The following is a 19,713-nucleotide window of genomic DNA, read 5'->3' on the forward strand; positions in this document are numbered from 1 at the left end:
TCGCCTCAGTGGAACTGCGGCACGATCAGATAGATTCCGTACGCGACCACCGCCGCGCACGCGGCGAAGCACAGGCCGGCCTGGGTGAGGCCGAGGGTGGAGCCGGTGCCGTTCTCCTCGCGGGCCGCCTCGACGCGGGCGAGGCCCAGGACGCCGAGGGCGAAGACGGTGACCACGGCGACGGTGACGCCGATGCTCACCGCGGCGACCTGACCGAGTGCGTTCCAGTCGAGATGCATCGTTTCTTCAACTCTCCGTGATTCGAAAGGAACTTACGCGGCCGTGCCGACAGCGGTCGGCTGGTCGGTGCGGAGGGTGACCTCGTGGGTGTCGTTCACATTCTGGGCGTGCACGGGGTTCCGGCGCGAGAGTACGACGATGCCCGCGGCGAGGGCCGCGCCGACCAGGGCGACGACCGCCGCGCCGATGTTGCCGCCGTTGGTGACCACGCTCGCGGAGACGCCACCGACCACCGCGGCGGCGGGCAGCGTGACCATCCAGGCGATGACCATGCGGCCCGCGACGCCCCAGCGCACCTCCGCCAGCCTGCGGCCCATCCCCGCGCCGAGGATGCTGCCGGAGGCGACCTGGGTGGTGGACAGGGCGAAGCCGAGGTGCGCGGAGGTGAGGATGACGGTGGTGGAGGCGGTCTCGGCGGCGAAGCCCTGCGGCGACTGGATCTCGGTGAGGCCCTTGCCCATGGTGCGGATGATCCGCCAGCCGCCCAGGTACGTGCCGAGGCCGATGGCGAGCCCCGCGGCGGCGATCACCCACAGCGGCGGACCGGCGTCATGGCCGAGCGCGCCCGCCGAGATCAGGGTCAGCGTGATGACGCCCATGGTCTTCTGCGCGTCGTTCGTGCCGTGTGCGAGGGAGACCAGCGAGGCCGAGGCGATCTGACCGACCCGGAAGCCCTTGGTCACCGACTTCTTACGGGCGCGGTCGGTGAGCCGGTACGCGAGGTAGGTGGCCAGCAGCGCGGCGACACCGGCCACGAGCGGCGAGGCCACCGCCGGGATCAGCACCTTCTCGACGACCTTGTCGAAGTGCACACCATGGGAGCCCGCCCCGACCCAGACGGCCCCGATCAGCCCGCCGAACAGGGCGTGCGACGAACTCGACGGCAGCCCGACCAGCCAGGTCAGCAGATTCCAGAGGATGGCCCCGACCAGCCCGGCGAAGATCATCCCTGGGCTGACCAGGGCGTCGTCGACGATACCGCCGGAGATGGTCTTGGCGACCTCGGTGGACAGGAAGGCACCGACGACGTTGAGCACACCGCTCACCAGAACCGCCGTTCTGGGGGTGAGCGCACCGGTGGCGATGGAGGTCGCCATCGCGTTGGCCGTGTCGTGGAATCCGTTGGTGAAGTCGAAGGCGAGGGCCGTGACGATGACGACCGCCACCAGGAAGGTGATGTGGTCCATTCCTGTATGCAAACAAGCTCAGGCCAATGCCCGGAGAACGCGTGGCAAAGGAAGTACAAGGACGCCACGCGGGTCGGCGCCTGCGCTTCCGGTGGTTCAGGCCAGCAGGTTGCCCGTGTGGGAGAGGCGGCGCGCCGTGGTCAGCAGGGCGTGGATCTGCGGTCCGGCCTGGTTGATGTCGGTCACGGCGGTTTTGAACGGCAGCCGCACATCGTGGTGGGTGCGGGGGTATTCGAGGCGCAGGGTGAGTCCGTAGCGGTCCATCGCCACCGGGAGGGCGCGCACCATGCCCTTCTCCGGGTGCGGGTGGATGAGGCGCAGCAGCAGCGGGACGAGTTCGCTGTGGTCGTCCACGAGGTGGGTCAGCATGCTCGCCTCGCTGGTCGCGATGGGGTCGAGCGGTGCCGCCTGAAGGGTGTGGAGGGTGACGTAGTCGCGTCCGTCGGCGTTTTCGAGGACCGCCTGGCCGAACTCCAGGCAGGTGCTCTCCGTGGACTCCGCGTCGTACGGGGCGGACAGCAGCCCGGTCACCGTGACGCGGGCGCGGAGGCGGTCGCGTACGGGCGTGGGGGCGATGTCGGTGAGTTCCAGCCGGACCGGCACGCGCATCGTGGTCTGGGCGCCCGGGGTGCCCTCGAACGGCGGGTGGAGGTGGAAGTGGCCCATCGCCCCCGTGCCGTCGAGACGGCGCACTTCGGTGCTGGTTCCGTCGCTCACCACCGACATCGAGTGGGCGGCGGCGAGGATCGACCGGACTCGCTCGGCGGCGGTCGGGGTAGTGGTGCGGGGGGTGAAAGGACGCATCCGGGGGCTCCAGGCGCGGATAGGGCGGACACCAAGCGAACGACTTAGGTATGCCTAACCTAACCTACCGGGCGGGATTCGGGTAGTCCCGAGGGGTGCGTGGGGGTCAGTTGCTGCCCTTGTCTCCCGAAATGGGCCGTCTCCCGAAATGGGTTGTCTCCCGAAACGGGCGATGGCTTCGAGGATCGCGTCCCGCATCGCGGGACTGCCCGTGTGCCCCGAGTCGTCGATCACCTTCAACTCCGTGTCCGGCCACGCCTTGGCCAGCTCCCACGCGGTCTTCAGCGGACTGCCCAGGTCGAGCCGTCCGTGGATCAGCACCGCCGGGATCCCCGCCAGCCGGTGGGCGTCCCGCAGCAGTTGCCCGTCCTCAAGCCAGGCGTCGTGGGCGAAGTAGTGCGCGCAGATCCGTACGAAGGCCATCAGCGCGTCGTCGGGCTTGTCGCTGTAGTAGCCCGGACTGCCGAGCACCTCGTGGGAGATGACCGCGTCCTCCCACGCACACCAGTCCCGCGCCGCCTTGACCCGGACCGCCTCGTCCGGGCTGTTCAGCAGCCGGTCGTAGGCGGCCACGAGATCGCCGCCGCGCTCCGGCGGTGGCAGCGCGTCACGGAACGCCTCCCAGGGGCCGGGCAGCAGGCGTCCCACGCCCCGGTAGAGCCAGTCGGTCTCCTCCGGCCGGGTCGTGGTGACGCCCGCGATGACGATCTCGGAGACCCGCTCGGGGTAGCGCTCCGCGTAGGCCAGGATCAGCGTCGAGCCCCAGGAGCCGCCGTAGAGAAGCCAGCGCTCGATGCCCAGGTGTTCGCGCAGCCGCTCCATGTCGGCGATGAGGTGGTGGGTGGTGTTGTGTTCGAGACCGACCGCCGGCTCGGAGGCATGTGGCCTGCTCTCACCGCAGCCGCGCTGGTCGAACAGGACGACCCGGTAGACCTCGGGGTCGAACATCGTGCGGCTGCCACGGCGCCCGCCGCTGCCGGGGCCGCCGTGCACGCACAGCGCCGCCTTCCCCTCGGGGTTGCCACTGGTCTCCCAGTGGATCCGGTGGCCGTCGCCGACGTCGAGGAGTCCCTGTGCGTCCGGTTCGGCGGGCGGGAAGGGCTGGGCCATGGCGGTCTCCTCCTGCTGGGCGCGGCGGACAACCTCGCGAGGCTAGCGGACCACTGCCACCCCTCACCCGTGATTTACGCGGACTTGGGCGGCCCGCCGTGGCCGACCGTGCCGAGCAGCAGCCGCGCGGCCACCGCCGCTCCGTCGGTGCGGACCGTGGCGGCCACGGCGGCCGCCCGTGCGCGGGTCCCATGGGCCAGCGCCGTCCTGAGCGCGGCCGACAGGGACGCGGTGGTCGGGACCGGACCGTCGTGTGCCGCGCCGATGCCGAGCGCGGCCACCCGGCCCGCCCAGTACGGCTGGTCCACCATCTGCGGTACCACCACCTGCGGCGCACCGGCCCGGGCGGCCGCCGCCGTCGTGCCCGCGCCGCCGTGGTGCACGACGGCGGCCACCCGGGGGAACAGGGCCCGCAGGTTGACCTCGCCGACGACGTGGCAGTCCGCCCGGTCGTCGGCCGGGTCCAGATCCGCCCAGCCGCGCGAGACGAGGACGCGGCGGCCCTGCGCGCGGACCGCCGCGACGGCCACCCGGGCCATGTCCTGCGGGGCGCGCATGCTGCCGAAGCCCACGTACACCGGCGGTGTTCCGGCGTCCAGGAACGCCTCCAGCCCTGCCGGGAGCGGGCGTTCGTCCGGCAGGATCCACGCACCGGTCTGTACGACGTCCAGGCCCGCCGTCTCCCGCCACGGGCCCAGGACGGGGTCCGCCGCCAGCCACGGGCGGCCGGTGAACACATGGCCGCGTACGTCGTCCACCGGTGGCAGGCCGATCGCCGCGCGCTGGGTGGTAAGCGCCACGCCGAACAGCTCGTTGAGGTGCCGGGCGTCCAGGTCCCACAGCGCCCGGTTGCCGGTGACGTCCGGTGGGAACGGCAGGCCCTCCCGTGGCGGTGGCGGGTGGTGTGGCGACGGCAGGGCGACCGGCTGGTAGCTCACGTACACGTACGGGATGCCCAGCATCTCGGCCACCGACCGCGCGGCGACCTGTGCCATCCCCGCCGCCACCAGCGCGTCGCATCCCTCGGCCGCCGAGGCGAGGGTGCCGAACTGCGCGGCCACCAGCTCCACACGGAGCCTGGCCAGGTCCGCCGCCGAGGGCGGCGCCACGCCGTGCATCAGCGGACGTACCGGCTCGCCGACCGGCACCAGCGGTACGCCGACACCGGCCAGCAGCTCGGCGAACTCCGCGTCCGGTGGCGCGCACACCCGCACCTCCGCGCCGAGCGCGCGCAACCGCACCGCGAGCGCGGCCATCGGTTCGACGTCCCCGCGCGACCCGTACGCCGACAGCACCACACGCATCCGGAACTCTCCTCGCCGTAGGCGGCTCAGCTCTTGAGCGGGCCGCCGTTGATCGCCACCCGGCGGCCGTAGCGGGTGTGCGGGTAGTAGTCGTAGACCGCGTGGTGCTGGACGCAGCGGTTGTCCCAGAACACCAGGGTGTGGGGCTCCCAGCGCACCCGGCAGAAGAGCAGCGGGCGTTCCGCGACCACCTTGAAGAGCAGATCCAGCACGGCCCGGCTCTCGTCGGCCGACAGCTGCGGGATGCGGTCGGTGTAGGCGGGGTTGACGTAGAGGACCGGGCGGTCGGTCTCCGGGTGCCGGACCACCAGCGGGTGTTCGGATGTCGGCGCCACGTAGTCCGGCGGCAGGGTGTACCCCTTGAGCGACAGGCCGCCGTCGTGCAGCGCGGTCAGCCCGTCCAGCATGGCGCGCAGTGTGGGGGAGAGCATGTCGTAGGCCAGGTGCATGTTGGCGAACAGGGTGTCGCCGCCGCAGTCCGGCTCGGGCGTGCGGATGATGTGCAGCATCGAGCCGAGCGACGGCTCCTGGTCCGCGGTGCCGTCGGCGTGCCAGCCGTTGCCCGCCACGTTGCTGGCCTCGGCGCTGGTGCGGATCTCCAGGACGTATGGGTCGCCCTCCGGTGGCGGCGGGTTGACCGGGCGGAGTTCGCCGAAGTGGCGGGCGAACCGCTTGTGGTCGTCGACGCTGATGTCCTGGTCTCGGAAGACCAGCACATGGTGGTCGAGGAAGGCGCGCCGGACCTCGGCCAGCTGCTCGTCGGTCAGCTCCCGGGTGAGGTCCAGACCGGAGACCTCGGCACCGATGACCGGGGTGAGCGGCGCCACCTCGATGGTCCGGTACGCGGGCTGTGGCCGGGTGGTGATCCGCTCGATGGCGTCGAGTTCGTACGCTTCCATGGCTCTCCCTGCTGGGTACGGCGGATGGTGGGTGCGGCGGTCAGCGCTGATCGGCCACCGCGCGGTGGACGGCGTTGACCTCGGCCGTCACCGCCGCCACATGGGGCGGGCGGACCAGTCCGTAGTGGGTGGTCTCCACCTCGTGCCAGTCGCTCGGCGCGGCCAGCTGGGCCCGCCACAGCTCGCGCTGCTCCCCGGGGGAGCCGAGGGGTGGCAGGCCCGCCACCGGGAGCCGGGCCAGCCACACCCGGGCCGGGGTGGTGGTCAGCGGCGGTGGCCGGTGGTCGGCCATGGCGCGGAGGTTGGCCAGACAGCACCGGGTGAGCCGGTCGGCGTACTCCCGGGCCGCCTCGCCGTCCGGGCCGTCGCCACTCTCGCCGAGGCCCAGTTCGTGTGCGAAGAGGGTCCGCAACTCGCCCTCGCCGTACGTCTGGTAGAGCGGACCGGAGCCGGGCGGTGGCGGGTCGAGGAGATGCAGCGCGTCCACGGGCCGCCCCGCCGCCTCCGCCTCGGCGGCCATGCCGACGGCCACCCAGGCGCCGAACGACCACCCGGCCAGCTGCCGGTGCCACCCGGCGGCCGGGAAACGCGCCTCCAGCGCCGCGTGGTAGTGGCGGGCCCGCTCACCGATGGTCCATTCCGGGCCGCCGGGACGGCGCAGCGCCGGGTCGGCGATCAACGCCACGGTCAGCCGTGGATCGATCCCCGCGACCAGCGCGCGGTACGCCTGGATGTCCCCGCCGACCGGGTGCACCAGACACAGCACCTCCGTCCCGGCGCCCTGCTGCCACACGTCGAGGGTGACGACATCGGCTGCCCCGGCAGTGCCACCGCGCTCCCGGTCCAGCAGGGTCAGCACCTCGGTCAGCGAGACCTGGTGGCTCAGCTCGGCCAGATCGAGTTCCACGTCGAAGTGGCGCTTCATCTCGCCGATGAGGTCCAGCAGGGTCAGCGAGTCGGCGCCCAGGTCGTACAGCGAGGCGTCCCGGTCGAGGGTGTCCAGCCCCAGCCACTCGCACAGCCAGTCGCCGAGCAGCACGGCCGGTTCGTCAACGTACTCCACGGGTTCGGCGTCCGGCGCGGGCGCGGGCCCGGCGTAGAAGGCGCGGGAGGTGGTCAGTTCGGTGGTGGAGACCAGCACCTGCGGCAGTTGCGCGGCCAGCGCCCGGGCGAGGGTGCGACGGCCCTCCTCCAGCGTCAGCCCCACCGCCAGATGGGCCTGGTGGCGTACGTCCGCGGCCGGTGCCCGCAGCGCCATCCCGGCCTCCCGCCACACGTCCCAGCCGATGGCCAGCCGGAGCGTTGCCCCACCGCCACCGGGCGTGGGCGGCTCGTGGTGGGCGAAGGCGTCCAGCACCCCGGCCGACGCGGCGTAGTCGAGCTGGCCGACCCCGCCCAGCGTCCCGGCCATGGAGGAGCAGTAGACGGCCAGCGGCGGCCGGAACCGCTCGACCAGGCGCTCCACCAGCAGCGCGCCGTGCAGCTTGGCGAGCGAACCGGCGCGCGCCACGGCCGGGTCGCGGCGCGCGATCAGCCCGCCCGCCCCCGCGCCCGCCGCGTGCACCACGGTGTCCAGCCGCCCCGTACGGTCGGCGACGACGGCGGCGAGCCGATCGGGGGAGTGGGCGGTCAGGTCGGCCTCGACCAGCTCGATCCGGTCGGCCCATGGCGTCAGCGCGTCCGGCAGCTCCGGCCGCCGGGCCAGCAGCAGCACCCGCCCGGCGGTCCGCTCCAGCAGCCAGCCCGCGATCGTGGCGCCGATGCCGCCGGTGCCGCCCAGCACCAGGTGGACCGTGTCCGGCGCGGCCGGGACCACGGGGTGTTCGCTGGGCGCCGGTAGCGCCACCGTGTCCTGCCGCCACCAGTAGCCGTGACGCAGCGCCAGATGGGTGGGCGGTTGCTCGTCGGTGGCCAGCAGCGCGGCGAGCGGCGCCGCCCAGCCGGTCGGCGCGGCGGCCGGGAGGTCGACCCAGAGCCCGGCGGCGGCGCCCTCCTGCGGCGCCACCTCGGTGACCCCGGCCAGCAGCGCCAACTCGGGCCGGTCCACGGGTCCGTCCACCGGCCGGGCCCGGTGCGACAGCCACACCGGGCGTGGTGTCAGCCCGGTCCGTCCGGCCGCCGCCCGGATCAGCGCGGCCGGAGCGTCCAGGCAGGCCCAGCGGGCCCGGTCCAGCCGGTCGCCGTCGACCGGGCCGGTCACGCCCAGCGGCAGCGCGTGCAGCCAGTCCACGGCGCCCAGACCGTCCAGCGCGTCCAGCAGCGCGCCGAGCGAGGCCGGATCGGCCGGGTCCACCAGGTACGAGTCGTCGTTGCGCCGGGCGAACCCGCCCCCGGCGGCCACCAGCACCACCCGGGAACGGACCGAGCGCAGCGCCCGCACCTCCTCCGGGTCGGCCGGGCCGTCCGTGACGAGGACCAGCGGACGGGAGGCGGCCGCCGGGCCGGTGGCGCCCGCCCGGCGGAACCGCACCCAGTGCGGCTGGTGCAGCCACTGTTCCTCGGCCACCCGGGCAGGCCAGGCGGCCTTGGTCAGCTCGGCCTCGGTCGGCGCGACACCGGTCGTGGCGGCCCGGGGCGACGCGGCAACGGCCGTGACGCCCTCGGCCGACTCGGCTCCGGGCGACGCGGCGCCGGGCGGTGCCGCAACGGTCGCGGCGGTCCCGGTCCGCGCGGCACCGGTTGTGGCGGCCTCGGTCGGGGCGACACCGGTCGCGACGGCCCCGGGCGGCGCGGCATCGGTCGGGGCGGAAACGGCCGTGGGGGTCCCAGGCGGGGCGGCTCCGGGCGACGCGGCACCTGGTGGTGCCGCAACGGTCGCGGCGCCCTCGGTCGCGGCGGTCCCGGTTGGGGCGGCACCGGTTGTGGCGGCCTCGGTCGGGGCGACACCGGTCGCGACGGCCCTCGGCGATGCGGCACCGGTCGTGGCGGTCCCGGTGGACGTGGCAACGGTTGCGGCCGCCCCGGGCGATTCGGCACTGGTCGACGCGGCGCCGGGCGGTGCCGCAACGGTGGTGGCGGTCCTGGTCGGGGTGGCACCGGTGGTGGCGGCACCGGTCGTGGCGGTCCCGGCCGACGCGGCAACGGCGGTGGCGGTCCCGGGCGTGGTGGCAACGGTGGTGGCGGCACCGGTCGTGGCGGTCCCGGCCGACGCGGCAACGGCGGTGGCAGTCCCGGGTGTGGTGGCAACGGTGGTGGCGGCCCCAGGTGGCGCGGAAACCGTCGTGGCGCCCTCGGTCGGCTCGGCCCCGGGCGGTGCTGCAACAGGCGCAGCGGTCCTGGTCGGCCCGGCACCGGGCGGAGCCGCGATACCCGGAATGGCACCGGTCGCGGCGGTCCCGGGCGATGCGGCAACGCCCGGAACGGCAACGGTCGGCGCTATGCGGCCCGGGGTTGTCCCGTCCGCCGCCCGTGCCATGGCGTACTCCGCCCGCGCGAAGGACGGCGGTGGGAAGTCCCACGGCGCCTGCGCCGGGCCCGTAGGCCAGTCGATCCGCTCCCCGGCCAGCCAGTCGGCGACCAACCGCGGCGCGTCGCGGTCCGCCACCGGGACCGGCTCGGTACCCGGCTCCACCTCGACGCCACTCGCGGTACGCAGCCACCGCACCGCCGAGGCCGGGTCCGGGCAGACCGCGCCCATCCGCCAGCGGCGGTCCGGGCGACCGGCCTGGAGATGCCGCAGCACCGCCGGGTACGCCTCCGGGCGCTCCGCGAGATAGGCGGCGATCCGGTCCGCGTCGGCGCGCAGCGCCGCCTCGCTGGAGGCGGAGAGCAGCAGACAGGGCGGCGCTTCGACCGGCCGTCCCGGCTCGCCCGCTTCGATCACCGCGTGCGCGTTGGCGCCCCCGATGCCGAAGCTGCTGACCGCCGCCACCCTCGGCCGGTCGGCGGGCCAGGGCAGCGCCTCGGTGGGTACGTAGAACGGCGTCGGGTCGGGGCCGAGCTGCGGGTTGAGGGTACGGAAGTCCAGCGTGGGCGGGATCAGCCCATGGTGGACACAGAGCGCGGCCCGGACCAGACCGACCACACCGGCCGCCGCGCCCAGGTGGCCGATCTGGCTCTTGACCGAGCTGAGCGCCGTACGGCCGGACTCCGCCACCTCGAACGCCTGGCGCAGCGCGCCCACTTCGACCGGGTCGCCGAGCCGGGTGCTGGTGCCGTGCGCCTCGACGTAGCCGAGGTCGGCGCCGGTGCGGCCGCTGCGGCGCAGGGCGGTACGGATCACCTCGCGCTGGCCGGAGAGGGAGGGGGCGCTGTATCCGAGCTTGTCCGAACCGTCGTTGTTCACCGCCGACCCCGTGACCAGCGCGTACACCGTGTCCCCGGCCTCGCGGGCCAGCCGCAGCGGCTTGAGCACCAGCATCCCGACCCCGCTGGAGCCCACGGTGCCGGTGGCGTCGTCGCTGAACGGGCGGCAGTGGCCGTCCACCGAGAAGATGTGCTGCGGCTTGTAGCGGTAGCCGTCGCTCAGCCCGGTGTCCACCAGCACCCCGCCCGCCAGCATCACATCGGCGTCGCCCTGCCGCAGCAGCCCGGCGGCCATATGCACCGCGAAGAGCGAACTGGCGCACGCCGCCTGCACGCTGAAGGCGGGGCCGGTCAGATCGAGGTGGTAGGCGGCCTTGGTGGCCAGGAAGTCCTTCTCGTGGTGCAGCGCGAGCTGAAATCCGTCCGGCAACCGGTCCGGGCCGCTCTGCCGCAGCATGGCCTGGAAGTACGTGTTCTCGCCCGCACCGGCCACCAGCCCGACCCGCAGCGCCGAGGTGTCCGCGATACCGGCGTGTGCCAGCGCCTCGACGCAGGTCATCAGCGTGTGCCGCTGCTGCGGGTCCATCAGCCGGGCCTCTTGGCGGCTGATGCCGAAGTGCTCCGGGTCGAAGTCGAGCAGCCCGTCCATCTGGCTGCGGGCTCCCACCAGCCCGTCCGGGGCGTCGAAGTACTCGATGCCCCGGCCGCCGCTACGGGTCAGCTCCCAGAAGGCCCGCAGGTCCGGCGCGCCCGCCACCCGCACCGCCATCCCGACCACCGCGATGGGCTCGTGGCCCGCAGTGTGGACCGGGCCCGCCACTTCGGCCGGTCGCGCCGCTGCGTACGCCGGGCCCGGCGCCGTACCATCCAGGAAGCGCGCCAGCGCACGTACCGTCACATGCTCGAACAGGTCCGCTATCCCGAACCGCACCCCGAGCGCGGTGGTGCACCGCAGGTGGAAACGCATCAGCCCCAGGCTGGACGCACCGGCCTCGAAGAACGTCTGGTCCGGGCCGATGGGCACACCGGTCACCGCCTTGAAGGCGGCGGTCAGTTCGGCCTCCCGCTCCGAGAGCCGCTGACCGTCGGCCGGGCCGCGCCGCAGCTCCTCGCCCGGGGCGCGTGGTGCCGCCCGGCGGTCCAGTTTGCCGCTCGGGGTGCGCGGCAGCGACTCCAGCCGACGGAACCGGTCGACCCGTACGTGCGGTGGCAGCAGCGGCGCCAGGTGGCCGTCCAGCTCCCGGGCCGAAGGGGCGTCACCGCGCCACTCCAGGCAGGCGGTCAGCCCGCCGCCCTCAGCGACCACCACCGCGCCCGCCACCTGCGGATGGCGCAGCAGCGCCGCCTCCACCTGGCCCAGCTCCAGCCGGTGGCCGCTCAGCTTGATCTGCTGGTCGTCCCGGCCGTGGTGGTGCAGCAGCCCGTCGTGGCCGAAGGCGGCCCGGTCGCCACTGCGGTAGAACAGGCCATCCGCACCCGGCAGTTCGGTGAAGCGCTCCCGGTTGAGCGTGCCGTCGCCCAGATAGCAGCGGGACACCATGGTGCCGCCGATCAGCAGGTCGCCGACGCAGCCCGGGGGCAGTGGCTCACCGGCCGGGTCGACCACCCGCAGCAGCGCCCCGGCCACCGGAGTGCCGATGGCCGGGCGCTCAGGCCAGTGCGCCGGGTCGCCCGCCAGGCACAGGGCGCTGACCACGTGGGTCTCGGTCGGCCCGTAGTGGTTGAACAGCCGGGCACCCGGAAGTCCGGCGAACCAGCGGCGAATGGCGTCGGTGCACACCAACTGCTCGCCCGCGGTGACCACCTCACGCAGCCGGGACGGATAGCGGCCCAGGTGGACGGCGTGTTCGGCGAGCAGTTGCAGCGCCACGTACGGCATGAAGACGCGCTCCACACCGGCCGACTCCAGCTGGTCGAGCAGCGCGGGGATGTCCTGCCGCCAGCCGGGGCGCATGAGGTGCAGGGTGCCGCCACCGCACAGGGTGGTGAAGATCTCCTGGAACGAGACATCGAACGACAGCATGGAGAACTGCTGCGTCACGGCCGGTGTGCCGAGACCGCCCTCGGACGCCTGCCAGTGCAGCAGGTTGGTCAGCGTGTGGTCGAAGACCTGGACACCCTTGGGTGTGCCGGTGGAGCCGGAGGTGAAGAGTGTGTACAGCGGACGCCCGGCGTGCGGTGGCGGCAGTGCGGTGTCCGGTTCGCCTTCGGCCAGGGTGATGGTCCGGCGTACTGTGCCGCCGCCCGTGTCCACTCCGTCGTACGCCACCTCGTCGTACGCCGCCTCGCCGCCCGGTGCGAGGAGGACGCACACCGGGTCGACCTGGCGCAGGATCTGCCGCAGCGGTTCGGCCGGGTAGGCCGGGTCGAGCGGCACCGCGGTCCAGTTGAGCCGGGCGAGGGCCAGCAGCGCCACCACGTGTTCCACCGACGGCTCCAGGTACAGCGCCACAGGCCGCTGCCGCTCGCCGTCGGCCGCCAGCGGGTGAGCGGCCAGCAGTTCCCCGGCGAGCGCCGCCGCCCACCGGTCCAGCTGTGCGTAGCCGACCGGGCCGTCCGCCGTCATCAGGGCGGGCGCGTCGGGGGTCCGGGCGACCTGGGCGGCGAAGCCCTCGGCCACCGTCGCCCAGCCGCCGGACGGCTCGCCACCGCGCCCGAACTCCGGCAGCCCGCGCCGGTGCGGGGCCGCCACCTCGGCGGGCGTACCGGACCTGCCGGTGGCGAGCAGATCCAGGCCGGTACGGAACAGCCGGTCCATGGCCTCGATCTCGTCGGCCGCGAAGTGGTCGGCCGCGTACTCCCACAGGCAGTCGAAGCCGTCCGGGTGTTCCACCAGCGAGACGGTCAGCGGCACCTTGGCCTCGGCCGGTGCCCGCCACACCGGCCGGGCGCTGATCCCGGGCAGCTCCAGCGCGCCGAAGTCGGTGTTCTCCAGCACGAACAGCACATCGAACGGACTGTGCCCGGCCGGGTGGCCACGGTCGTCCAGCACATCGGCGAGCGACACGTCCTGCCACTCCAGGGTGTCGCGCACCGCCGCGCCCAGCCGCAGCAGCTCGGCGCGCAGCTCACCGCGCGGCGCGACGGCCACGGGCAGCAGCGCGGTGTTGGCGAACATCCCGACGCTCGACTCGAACTCCTGCACCGGGCGGCCCGCCACCGGTGTGGCGATGCGTGGCCGGGTGCGGCCGGTGACCGCGTACAGGCTCCAGGCGAACACCCCGAGCAACAACTCGAAGCGGCTCAGCTCCAGTTCGCGGCAGAGCCGGTCCACGGTGGCGCGGTGGTCCGGGTCCAGCGCGGTGTGCAGCAACCGGCCCTCGGGGTACGGCCGGTCGCGGACCGGGCGCAGCGGTTCGTCCGGCTCCTCCTCGGCGGTCCACCGCTCGCGCAGCCCGGTGCGCAGTGCCTCGTACCCGGTCGTGGCGAACCACCGCGTCTGCCATGCGGCGTGGTCCAGTGGGGTCGGCGCGGGGGATGACCCCGGCAGTGTGGTGTCCGGTGCCGTCAGCGCCTGGGCGTAGGCGGTCGACAGGTCGCGGAAGAGCACGGTCAACGACCAACCGTCCACCGCGATGTGATGCAGCCGCAGCAGCAGCGTCCCGCCGTCTGCATCAGGTAGCCAGCAGGCGGCGAACATCTGCGGGCGTGCCAGATCGTGTGGCTCGGCGAAGAACCGATCGGCGAAGGCGGACACGTCCTCCTCACCGACGAGCGCCACGGCCTCCGGCTCGGCCCACGGGGCGTACGGCGCGCCCACCACCTGCAGCAGACCGTCCGGCGACACCTCGAACCCCGTACGCAACGCCGGATGCCGGGCCACCAGCCCGCACAGGGCCCGGCGCAGTGCGGCGCCGTCCACCGGGCCGTCCAGCCGGAGCGCCTGGCCCACCGTGTAGCCACGGGAACCGGGGAAGCGCTGGTGGTGCAGCCACAGCCGCTGCTGCTCGCTGGTGGCCGGGCCACGGACGGCGCCGGACGGCGGGCCCGGCACCGGGTAGCGCGGTCCGGCTCCCGTACCCGTGCTGGCCTGGTCGATCGCCTCGGCGATGGCGGCGAAGTCGGCGTGCAGCACCTCCGCCTGGCCCAGTTCGCACCCCCAGCGGCGGCGGATCTCGAACCGGAGCCGCAGCGCCCGCAGCGAGTCGCCCCCGCTGGAAATCCACCGGTCGGTGGGGCGCAGCGCCGAGGTGCCGAGCACCGCTTCGGCCAGCTCCAGCACCTCGCGCTGCCGGGCGGTGGCCACTGCGGCAGGGCCCGCGTCGGCATCGGCGGAGCGCTGCCACGGGCGGTCCGCGCGGCGTAACAGCGCGGCCCGGTCCACCTTGCCATTGCCGGTCAACGGCAGAGCGTCCACCCGGTACACCCGGTGCGGCCGCATATACGCCGGTACGGCGGACGTCAGGTGGCGGTCGAACTCCTCGAAGTCCAGCTCCGCCCCGGCCACCAGGTAGGCCAGCAGCTCGTGTCCGGCGGTCTCCGGATGCTCCCGGGTGCACACGTACGCCTGCCGGACCGCCGGGTGCGCCGCGATCCGCCGTTCCACTTCGGCCGGTTCGATGCGGAAGCCGCGCACCTTCACCTGCCGGTCCGCCCGGCCCCGATAGCTGATCACGCCGTCCGCGTCGGCCCGTACCAGGTCACCGGTGCGGTAGTAGCGCTCCCGGCCGCCGTCGTACCAGTCCAGCCGGACGAACCTCCGGGCGGTCTCCTCCGGCAGGTTGCGGTAGCCGGTCGCCACGCCCGGCCCGGACAGCAGCAGCTCGGCCACCTCGCCCGGTTCGGCGACGCGTTCGGAGCCCGGCACCACCAGCAGCGCCCCGGTGTCCGGTAGCGGACGGCCGATCGGCACCACGTCCGCGTCGAAGTCGCGGGGGATCGGGTGAACGAGCGAGAACGTGCACACCTCGGTGGGGCCGTAGATGTTGTGCAGCACCGTGGCGCCACTGGGGTTGTGCCGGTACCAGCGCCGCACCACGGCCGGGTTGAGCTGCTCGCCGCCGACCAGCACCTGCCGCGCACCGGCGAAACACGCGGGCACGGTGTCCACCACGGCCTGGAAGAGCGCGGTGGTGACGAACAGCGTGTCGATCCGCTCCCGCAGCAGCGTGGCGGCGAGCCGGTGCGGCGACTGTACGTCCTCGTCGCGCAGCACCACGCAGCAACCGCCGGTCAGCAGCGGTGTCCACATCTCGAAGTTGATGGCGTCGAAGGCCGGGTTGGACAGGCAGGCGAACCGCGCCCCCGGCTCCAGGGGCAGCCAGCCGGGCCGTGCCATCCGCATCACACCCGCCTCCGGCAATTCCACCCCCTTTGGGCGGCCGGTGGTGCCGGAGGTGTAGAGGACCAGCCCGGCGGGCCGCTCCGGGAAGGTGTCCACCGACGTGGCCCGGTCCGCCAAGGCGTCCAGCAGCCGCGCCGCCGGGAGCGGACGCACGGTGTCCGGGATGCCCTCCGGCGGCGTGGCGCCGTGCACCAGCACGACGCTGCCCGAGTCCGTCAGGATGTGCGCCTGCCGCTCCGGCGGGCTCTGGGTGTCGAGCGGCACCACCCGGGCGCCCAGCCGCAGCGCGCCGAGCACCACCACGACCAGCTGCCAGGAGCGGGGGAGGCCCACCGCGACCGCGTCGCCGGGGCGCACCCCGTGGCCGCGCAGCGCCGCGGCCACCTGTCCACCTGCGGTGTTCAGCGCCGCGTAGCCGAACCGGCGGTCCTGGTCCACCAGCGCGAGCGCGTCCGGGGTGAGCCGTGCCCGCAGATGGACGCCGTGGGCCAGGCCGGTGGCCTCCGTTGCCGGGCCATCGCTCAACGTCGTCATGAGCGCTCCAGCGCCACGTACGGTACGTCCGGCCGGGCGGGCTCCGTGGCGTCCAGCCGGTCCAGTTCGCTGACGACCACGTCGGCCACCGCCGACACCTGCGCCCCCTCCAGCAGATCCCAGTGGCCGCAGTCGAGCGGCACCACCGCGAGCCCGGCCCCGGCCCGCCGCCGCCAGAACTCGCGGGTCGGATGCGGTCCGGATGGCCCCGGGCCGTCCGCGGCGGCCTCGATCAGCGTCAGCGGGGCGGTGGTCGGCCGCGGGGCGTGGCCACGGGCGGTCATCCGGCTGTGGTTGTACGTCTCGAAGTACCGGGTGAGCTGGTCGGCTTCGATGCCCGGGTACATGCCGTTGAACCGCACCAGCTTCTCCGCGAACTCCTCGTACGCCACCGGCTGGATCGCGGCCCGCGCGGCCGGGTCGTCGGTGGCCTGGGTGTCGAGCAGCACCACGCTCAGCCGGGCGTGCCCGGCCAGCGCCAGCCGTCGGCCCATCTCGTGCGCGATCAGACCGCCGTACGACAGCCCGCACAGCACCAGCGACTCGTCCGGGCGGGCGTCGATCAGTGCCAGGTACGCCCGCGCCATCGCCTCGACCGTGGGAAGCCGCTCCTCGTGCGGGTCGATGCCCGGGGCCTGGATGCCCTGGACGCCGATGTCCCCGGGGAGCGCCCCGGCCAGCGGCAGATAGCAGAAGGCGGTGCCACCGGCCGGATGGACGCACACCAGCCGCCGCCGTCCGGTTCCGGATTGGAACTCGATCAGGTTCGTGCCCGGCTTCGTGTCCGGTGGCCCGGCGGTGCCCCGGCGCAGCCGTTCGGCGAGCGCCTCGATGGTCGGATACCGGAACACCTCGCGTATCGGCGGTGTCTCGCCGAACTCCTCGCCGATCGCGTGGGCCATCTTGATGGCCGAGATGGAGGTGCCGCCGACGTCGAAGAAGTTGTCCGATATGCCGATGCCGGGGTGGAGCAGCAGCCGGGACCAGATCCGGTGCAGCGCCATCTCCACATGGTCGCGCGGGGTGGCGGTGTTGACCTGGGCGGGCAGCGCCTCCCGTGCGTGCTCCAGCAGGGCCGCCCGGTCCAGCTTGCCACTGCGGCCCAGCGGCAGACCGGGCAGCTCCACGAAGACCGCCGGGATCATGTAGTCCGGCAGCCGGTCGGCCAGCGCCGTCCGCCACTCGTGCGGTTGCCGGGACGGCGCCTCGCCACGTCCGATGCCCGATCCGATGCCCGCCACCAGCCGTGGTTCCCCCGCCCGGTCGCGGTCGACCAGTACGGCGGCCTCCCGCACCCCCGGCAGCGCCAGCAGCGCCGCCTCCACCTCGCCCGGCTCGATGCGGAAGCCGCGCAGCTTGACCTGGTCGTCGAGGCGGCCGGTGTATTCGGCGGTGCCGTCCGGAAGCCGGCGGGCCAGATCCCCGGTGCGGTAGATCCGGCCGCCCGGGACGAACGGGTCGTCAAGGAACCGCTCGGCCGTCAGCTCCGGCTGGTTGAGGTATCCGCGCGCCACGCCCGCGCCGCCGATGTACACCTCGCCCACCACACCGGGCGGCACCGGCCGCATCCGCTCGTCCAGCAGACAGAGCCGGGTGCCGGGCAGCGGTCGGCCGATCGGGCACGGCCGGTCCACCGGGCGCGGATCGGTGTAGGCGGTGGCGTACAGCGTGGTTTCGGTCGGCCCGTAGCCGAAGCAGATCCGCAGCCCGGGCAGGGCCGACGCCATCCGGTGCAGGGCCGCCTCGGGCAGCGACTCCACCCCGGTCAGTACCTGGCGCAGCGCCAGCCCGGCCAGCCTGCCGTCCGGGTCCTCGTCGATCCACCGTATGTAGGCCGGTGGCAGGAAGGCCTGCACCACCCGGTGTGCGCGCAGCCAGCCCATCAGCGCTGCCGGGTCGCCGCGTAAATCCTCGGGCACCAGATGCACTTCGGCGCCCGTGGTCAGCGGCAGCAGCAGCTCGTGCACCGAGGCGTCGAACCCGATGCTGGACCAGGCCGAGGCCGCCTCGCCCGGGGTGGCGCCGAACCGGGCCAGCCACTGGTCGAAGAGGCTCAGCACATTGCCGCGCGTGACCGCGACACCCTTGGGGCGGCCGGTGGAGCCGGAGGTGTAGATGACGTACGCCAGATGCGAGGGCGGGACGTTGATACCCGGCGCGTCGTCCCGGTCGCCCTCGGCCTCGACGGCCGTCAGCGAGTGCCAGGTGTCCGGCGTGTCCCGCTGGTCGGTGAGGACCAGGGCGGGCCGTGCGTCGGACACCATCGCGGCCAGCCGTTCGGCGGGCTGGCCCGGATCGAGGGGCAGCCATCCGGCGCCCGCCTTGAGGATGCCGAGCACACCGGCCACCAGCTCCGCCGACCGGCCGGTGTGCAGCGCCACCACCTGGTCCGGGCGCACACCACGGGCGATCAGGGCGTGTGCCAGCCGGTTGGCCCGCCGGTCGAGGTCGGCGTAGGTCAGACGGCGGTCGCCCGCCACCACCGCGGTGGCCGCCGGAGCGGACCGTACGTGGGCCTCGAACCGCTCGACCAGCCCGGCTGTTTCCGTGCGCGGGGCGATCGCGGTGGCGTCCCAGTCGGCCAGCAGCTCGGCGGTCTCCGCCGCGTCCAGCAGCGCGTACTCGGCGACGGGCCGCCCGGGCTCCCGGGCCAGCTGCTCCAGCACCCGGACCAGATAGCGCAGCTGGCGTTCGACGGTCTCCCGGTCGAACAGCGCGGTGGCGTAGTCCAGATCGCCGACGATCCGCCCGTCCGCCTCCTCCAGCGCGAGGACCAGGTCGAACTTGGCCGGGGCGTACGGCATCGGCAGCAGCCGGACCGTCACCCCCGGCAACTCCATCACGTCCTCCATGGGCGGAACCCAGGCGAACATGGTCTGGAACAGCGGGGTGTGCGCGGCGCTGCGCGGCGGGTTGACCAGCTCCACGACCCGCTCGAAGGGCAGATCGGTGTTCTTCACCCCGGCCCGGACCGTGGCCCGCACCTGCCGCAGCAACTCCGAGCCGGTCGGCGCGTCCGCCAACTCCACGCGCAGCGCGAGGGTGTTGACGACGAAGCCCATGATGTCGCCGACATCGCCCCGGCGGCGATTGGCGGTGGGGGTGCCCACCGCCAGGTCCCGCTGCCCGGAGAGGCGGGACAGCACGATCGCCCAGCCGGTCAGCAGAGTGGAGAAGAGCGACCCCTCATGGTCCTCGGTGACCGCCTTGAGCGCCGTGGTCAGCTCGGGGCCGATCTCCAGGTGCACCCGGTCGCCGGAGTGGTCCTGCTCGGCCGGGCGCGGCCGGTCGGTCGGCAGCTCCAGCAGTGGCGGCACACCGGCCAGCTTCCCGGCCCAGTACTCCTCCTGCGCGGCGGGTTCCGCGCCCGCCATCCACTCCCGCTGCCAGCGGGTGAAGTCGGTGTACTGCCACCGGGCGGGCGACAGCGGGTCCGGCTCGCCGCGCAGCAGGGCGGCGTAGAGCGCGCCGGTCTCGCGCAGCATCATGCTGCGGGACCAGCCGTCGAACATCGCGTGGTGCACGGTCAGCACGATCACGTGGTGGTCCGGGCCGAGGACCACCAGCCGCCCACGGGCCAGCGGTTCGGCGGCCATGTCGAACGGTACGACGGTCTCCCGGCGCAGCACCTCGGCGAGCCGGTCCTCCGCGTCCGGGTGGCCGGACAGGTCGTCCACCGCCAGCGCGAAGCCGGTGTCCGCCGGGTCGACCTGCTGGTACGCGTCGCCCTCGCACGGCACCAGCCGGGTCCGCAGCGCCTCGTGCCGGGCCGTCAGGGCGTCCAGCGCCCTGCCCAGTACCGCGACGTCCAGCGGCCCCCGCAGCCGGAACGCCATCGGCTCGTTGTACGTGGCGGCGGCACCCTCGCGCTGCGACACCGCCCACAGACGGCGCTGGCCGAAAGAGAGCGGTGGCCGGCCGTCCGGCCCCGGCGGTTCCGCGGTCGCGTCGGCGGAGATGGCGGAGTCGGACAACGATGTCATCGACAAGAGCAGCTCTTTTCACTCATGCCATGGATGGGAGATCGCGAAGCCGTTCGGGGTGATTTTTCGGCAGCAGGATGACCATGTCAATGGCCGCCTGAACGCAACCGGCGGTAACGGCTC

8 protein-coding genes are annotated in these 19,713 nt (G+C 73.8%); all 8 read right to left on the reverse strand.

What is annotated here, in order from left to right; genetic code table 11:
* Positions 1 to 5: 5 nt before the first annotated feature.
* On the reverse strand, positions 6 to 239 hold the full coding sequence (locus ACWC5C_RS21440) for a hypothetical protein (RefSeq protein WP_385437969.1): 234 nt from the start codon (positions 237 to 239) through the stop codon (positions 6 to 8).
* Positions 240 to 272: 33 nt separating this feature from the next.
* Positions 273 to 1,427: an anion permease gene (locus tag ACWC5C_RS21445; RefSeq protein ID WP_450877489.1), complete on the reverse strand. Its 1,155-nt coding sequence runs from the start codon at positions 1,425 to 1,427 to the stop codon at positions 273 to 275.
* A gap of 96 nt (positions 1,428 to 1,523) precedes the next feature.
* Complete coding sequence (locus ACWC5C_RS21450) at positions 1,524 to 2,231, reverse strand: DUF2470 domain-containing protein (protein WP_450877491.1); 708 nt, start codon at positions 2,229 to 2,231, stop codon at positions 1,524 to 1,526.
* 54 nt (positions 2,232 to 2,285) lie between these two features.
* The gene (gene pip / locus ACWC5C_RS21455) at positions 2,286 to 3,341 is read right to left on the reverse strand and encodes a prolyl aminopeptidase (protein ID WP_450877493.1); all 1,056 of its coding nucleotides are present in this window, start codon (positions 3,339 to 3,341) and stop codon (positions 2,286 to 2,288) included.
* Positions 3,342 to 3,415: 74 nt separating this feature from the next.
* Positions 3,416 to 4,645 carry a glycosyltransferase gene (locus ACWC5C_RS21460; RefSeq protein WP_450877495.1) on the reverse strand — a complete coding sequence of 410 codons (1,230 nt, stop codon included), beginning with the start codon at positions 4,643 to 4,645 and terminating at the stop codon, positions 3,416 to 3,418.
* 26 nt (positions 4,646 to 4,671) lie between these two features.
* Positions 4,672 to 5,544, reverse strand: a complete 873-nt coding sequence (locus tag ACWC5C_RS21465) for a TauD/TfdA dioxygenase family protein (RefSeq protein ID WP_450877497.1) — start codon at positions 5,542 to 5,544, stop codon at positions 4,672 to 4,674.
* A 40-nt stretch (positions 5,545 to 5,584) separates the two neighbouring features.
* Positions 5,585 to 15,607, reverse strand: a complete 10,023-nt coding sequence (locus ACWC5C_RS21470; RefSeq protein ID WP_450877499.1) for an amino acid adenylation domain-containing protein — start codon at positions 15,605 to 15,607, stop codon at positions 5,585 to 5,587.
* Positions 15,604 to 19,590, reverse strand: a complete 3,987-nt coding sequence (locus ACWC5C_RS21475) for a non-ribosomal peptide synthetase (RefSeq protein ID WP_450877501.1) — start codon at positions 19,588 to 19,590, stop codon at positions 15,604 to 15,606. The genes ACWC5C_RS21470 and ACWC5C_RS21475 overlap by 4 nt, the downstream gene beginning before the upstream one ends.
* Positions 19,591 to 19,713: the final 123 nt, after the last annotated feature.

The organism is Streptomyces sp. NPDC001700 (assembly GCF_053596435.1).

Coding starts and splice junctions, on each gene's coding strand:
- ACWC5C_RS21450 (WP_450877491.1), bottom strand. CDS start 2,231: ATGCGTCCTTTCACCCCCCGCACCACTACCCCGACCGCCGCCGAGCGA.
- ACWC5C_RS21470 (WP_450877499.1), bottom strand. CDS start 15,607: ATGACGACGTTGAGCGATGGCCCGGCAACGGAGGCCACCGGCCTGGCC.
- ACWC5C_RS21460 (WP_450877495.1), bottom strand. CDS start 4,645: ATGCGTGTGGTGCTGTCGGCGTACGGGTCGCGCGGGGACGTCGAACCG.
- ACWC5C_RS21440 (WP_385437969.1), bottom strand. CDS start 239: ATGCATCTCGACTGGAACGCACTCGGTCAGGTCGCCGCGGTGAGCATC.
- pip (WP_450877493.1), bottom strand. CDS start 3,341: ATGGCCCAGCCCTTCCCGCCCGCCGAACCGGACGCACAGGGACTCCTC.
- ACWC5C_RS21465 (WP_450877497.1), bottom strand. CDS start 5,544: ATGGAAGCGTACGAACTCGACGCCATCGAGCGGATCACCACCCGGCCA.
- ACWC5C_RS21445 (WP_450877489.1), bottom strand. CDS start 1,427: ATGGACCACATCACCTTCCTGGTGGCGGTCGTCATCGTCACGGCCCTC.
- ACWC5C_RS21475 (WP_450877501.1), bottom strand. CDS start 19,590: ATGACATCGTTGTCCGACTCCGCCATCTCCGCCGACGCGACCGCGGAA.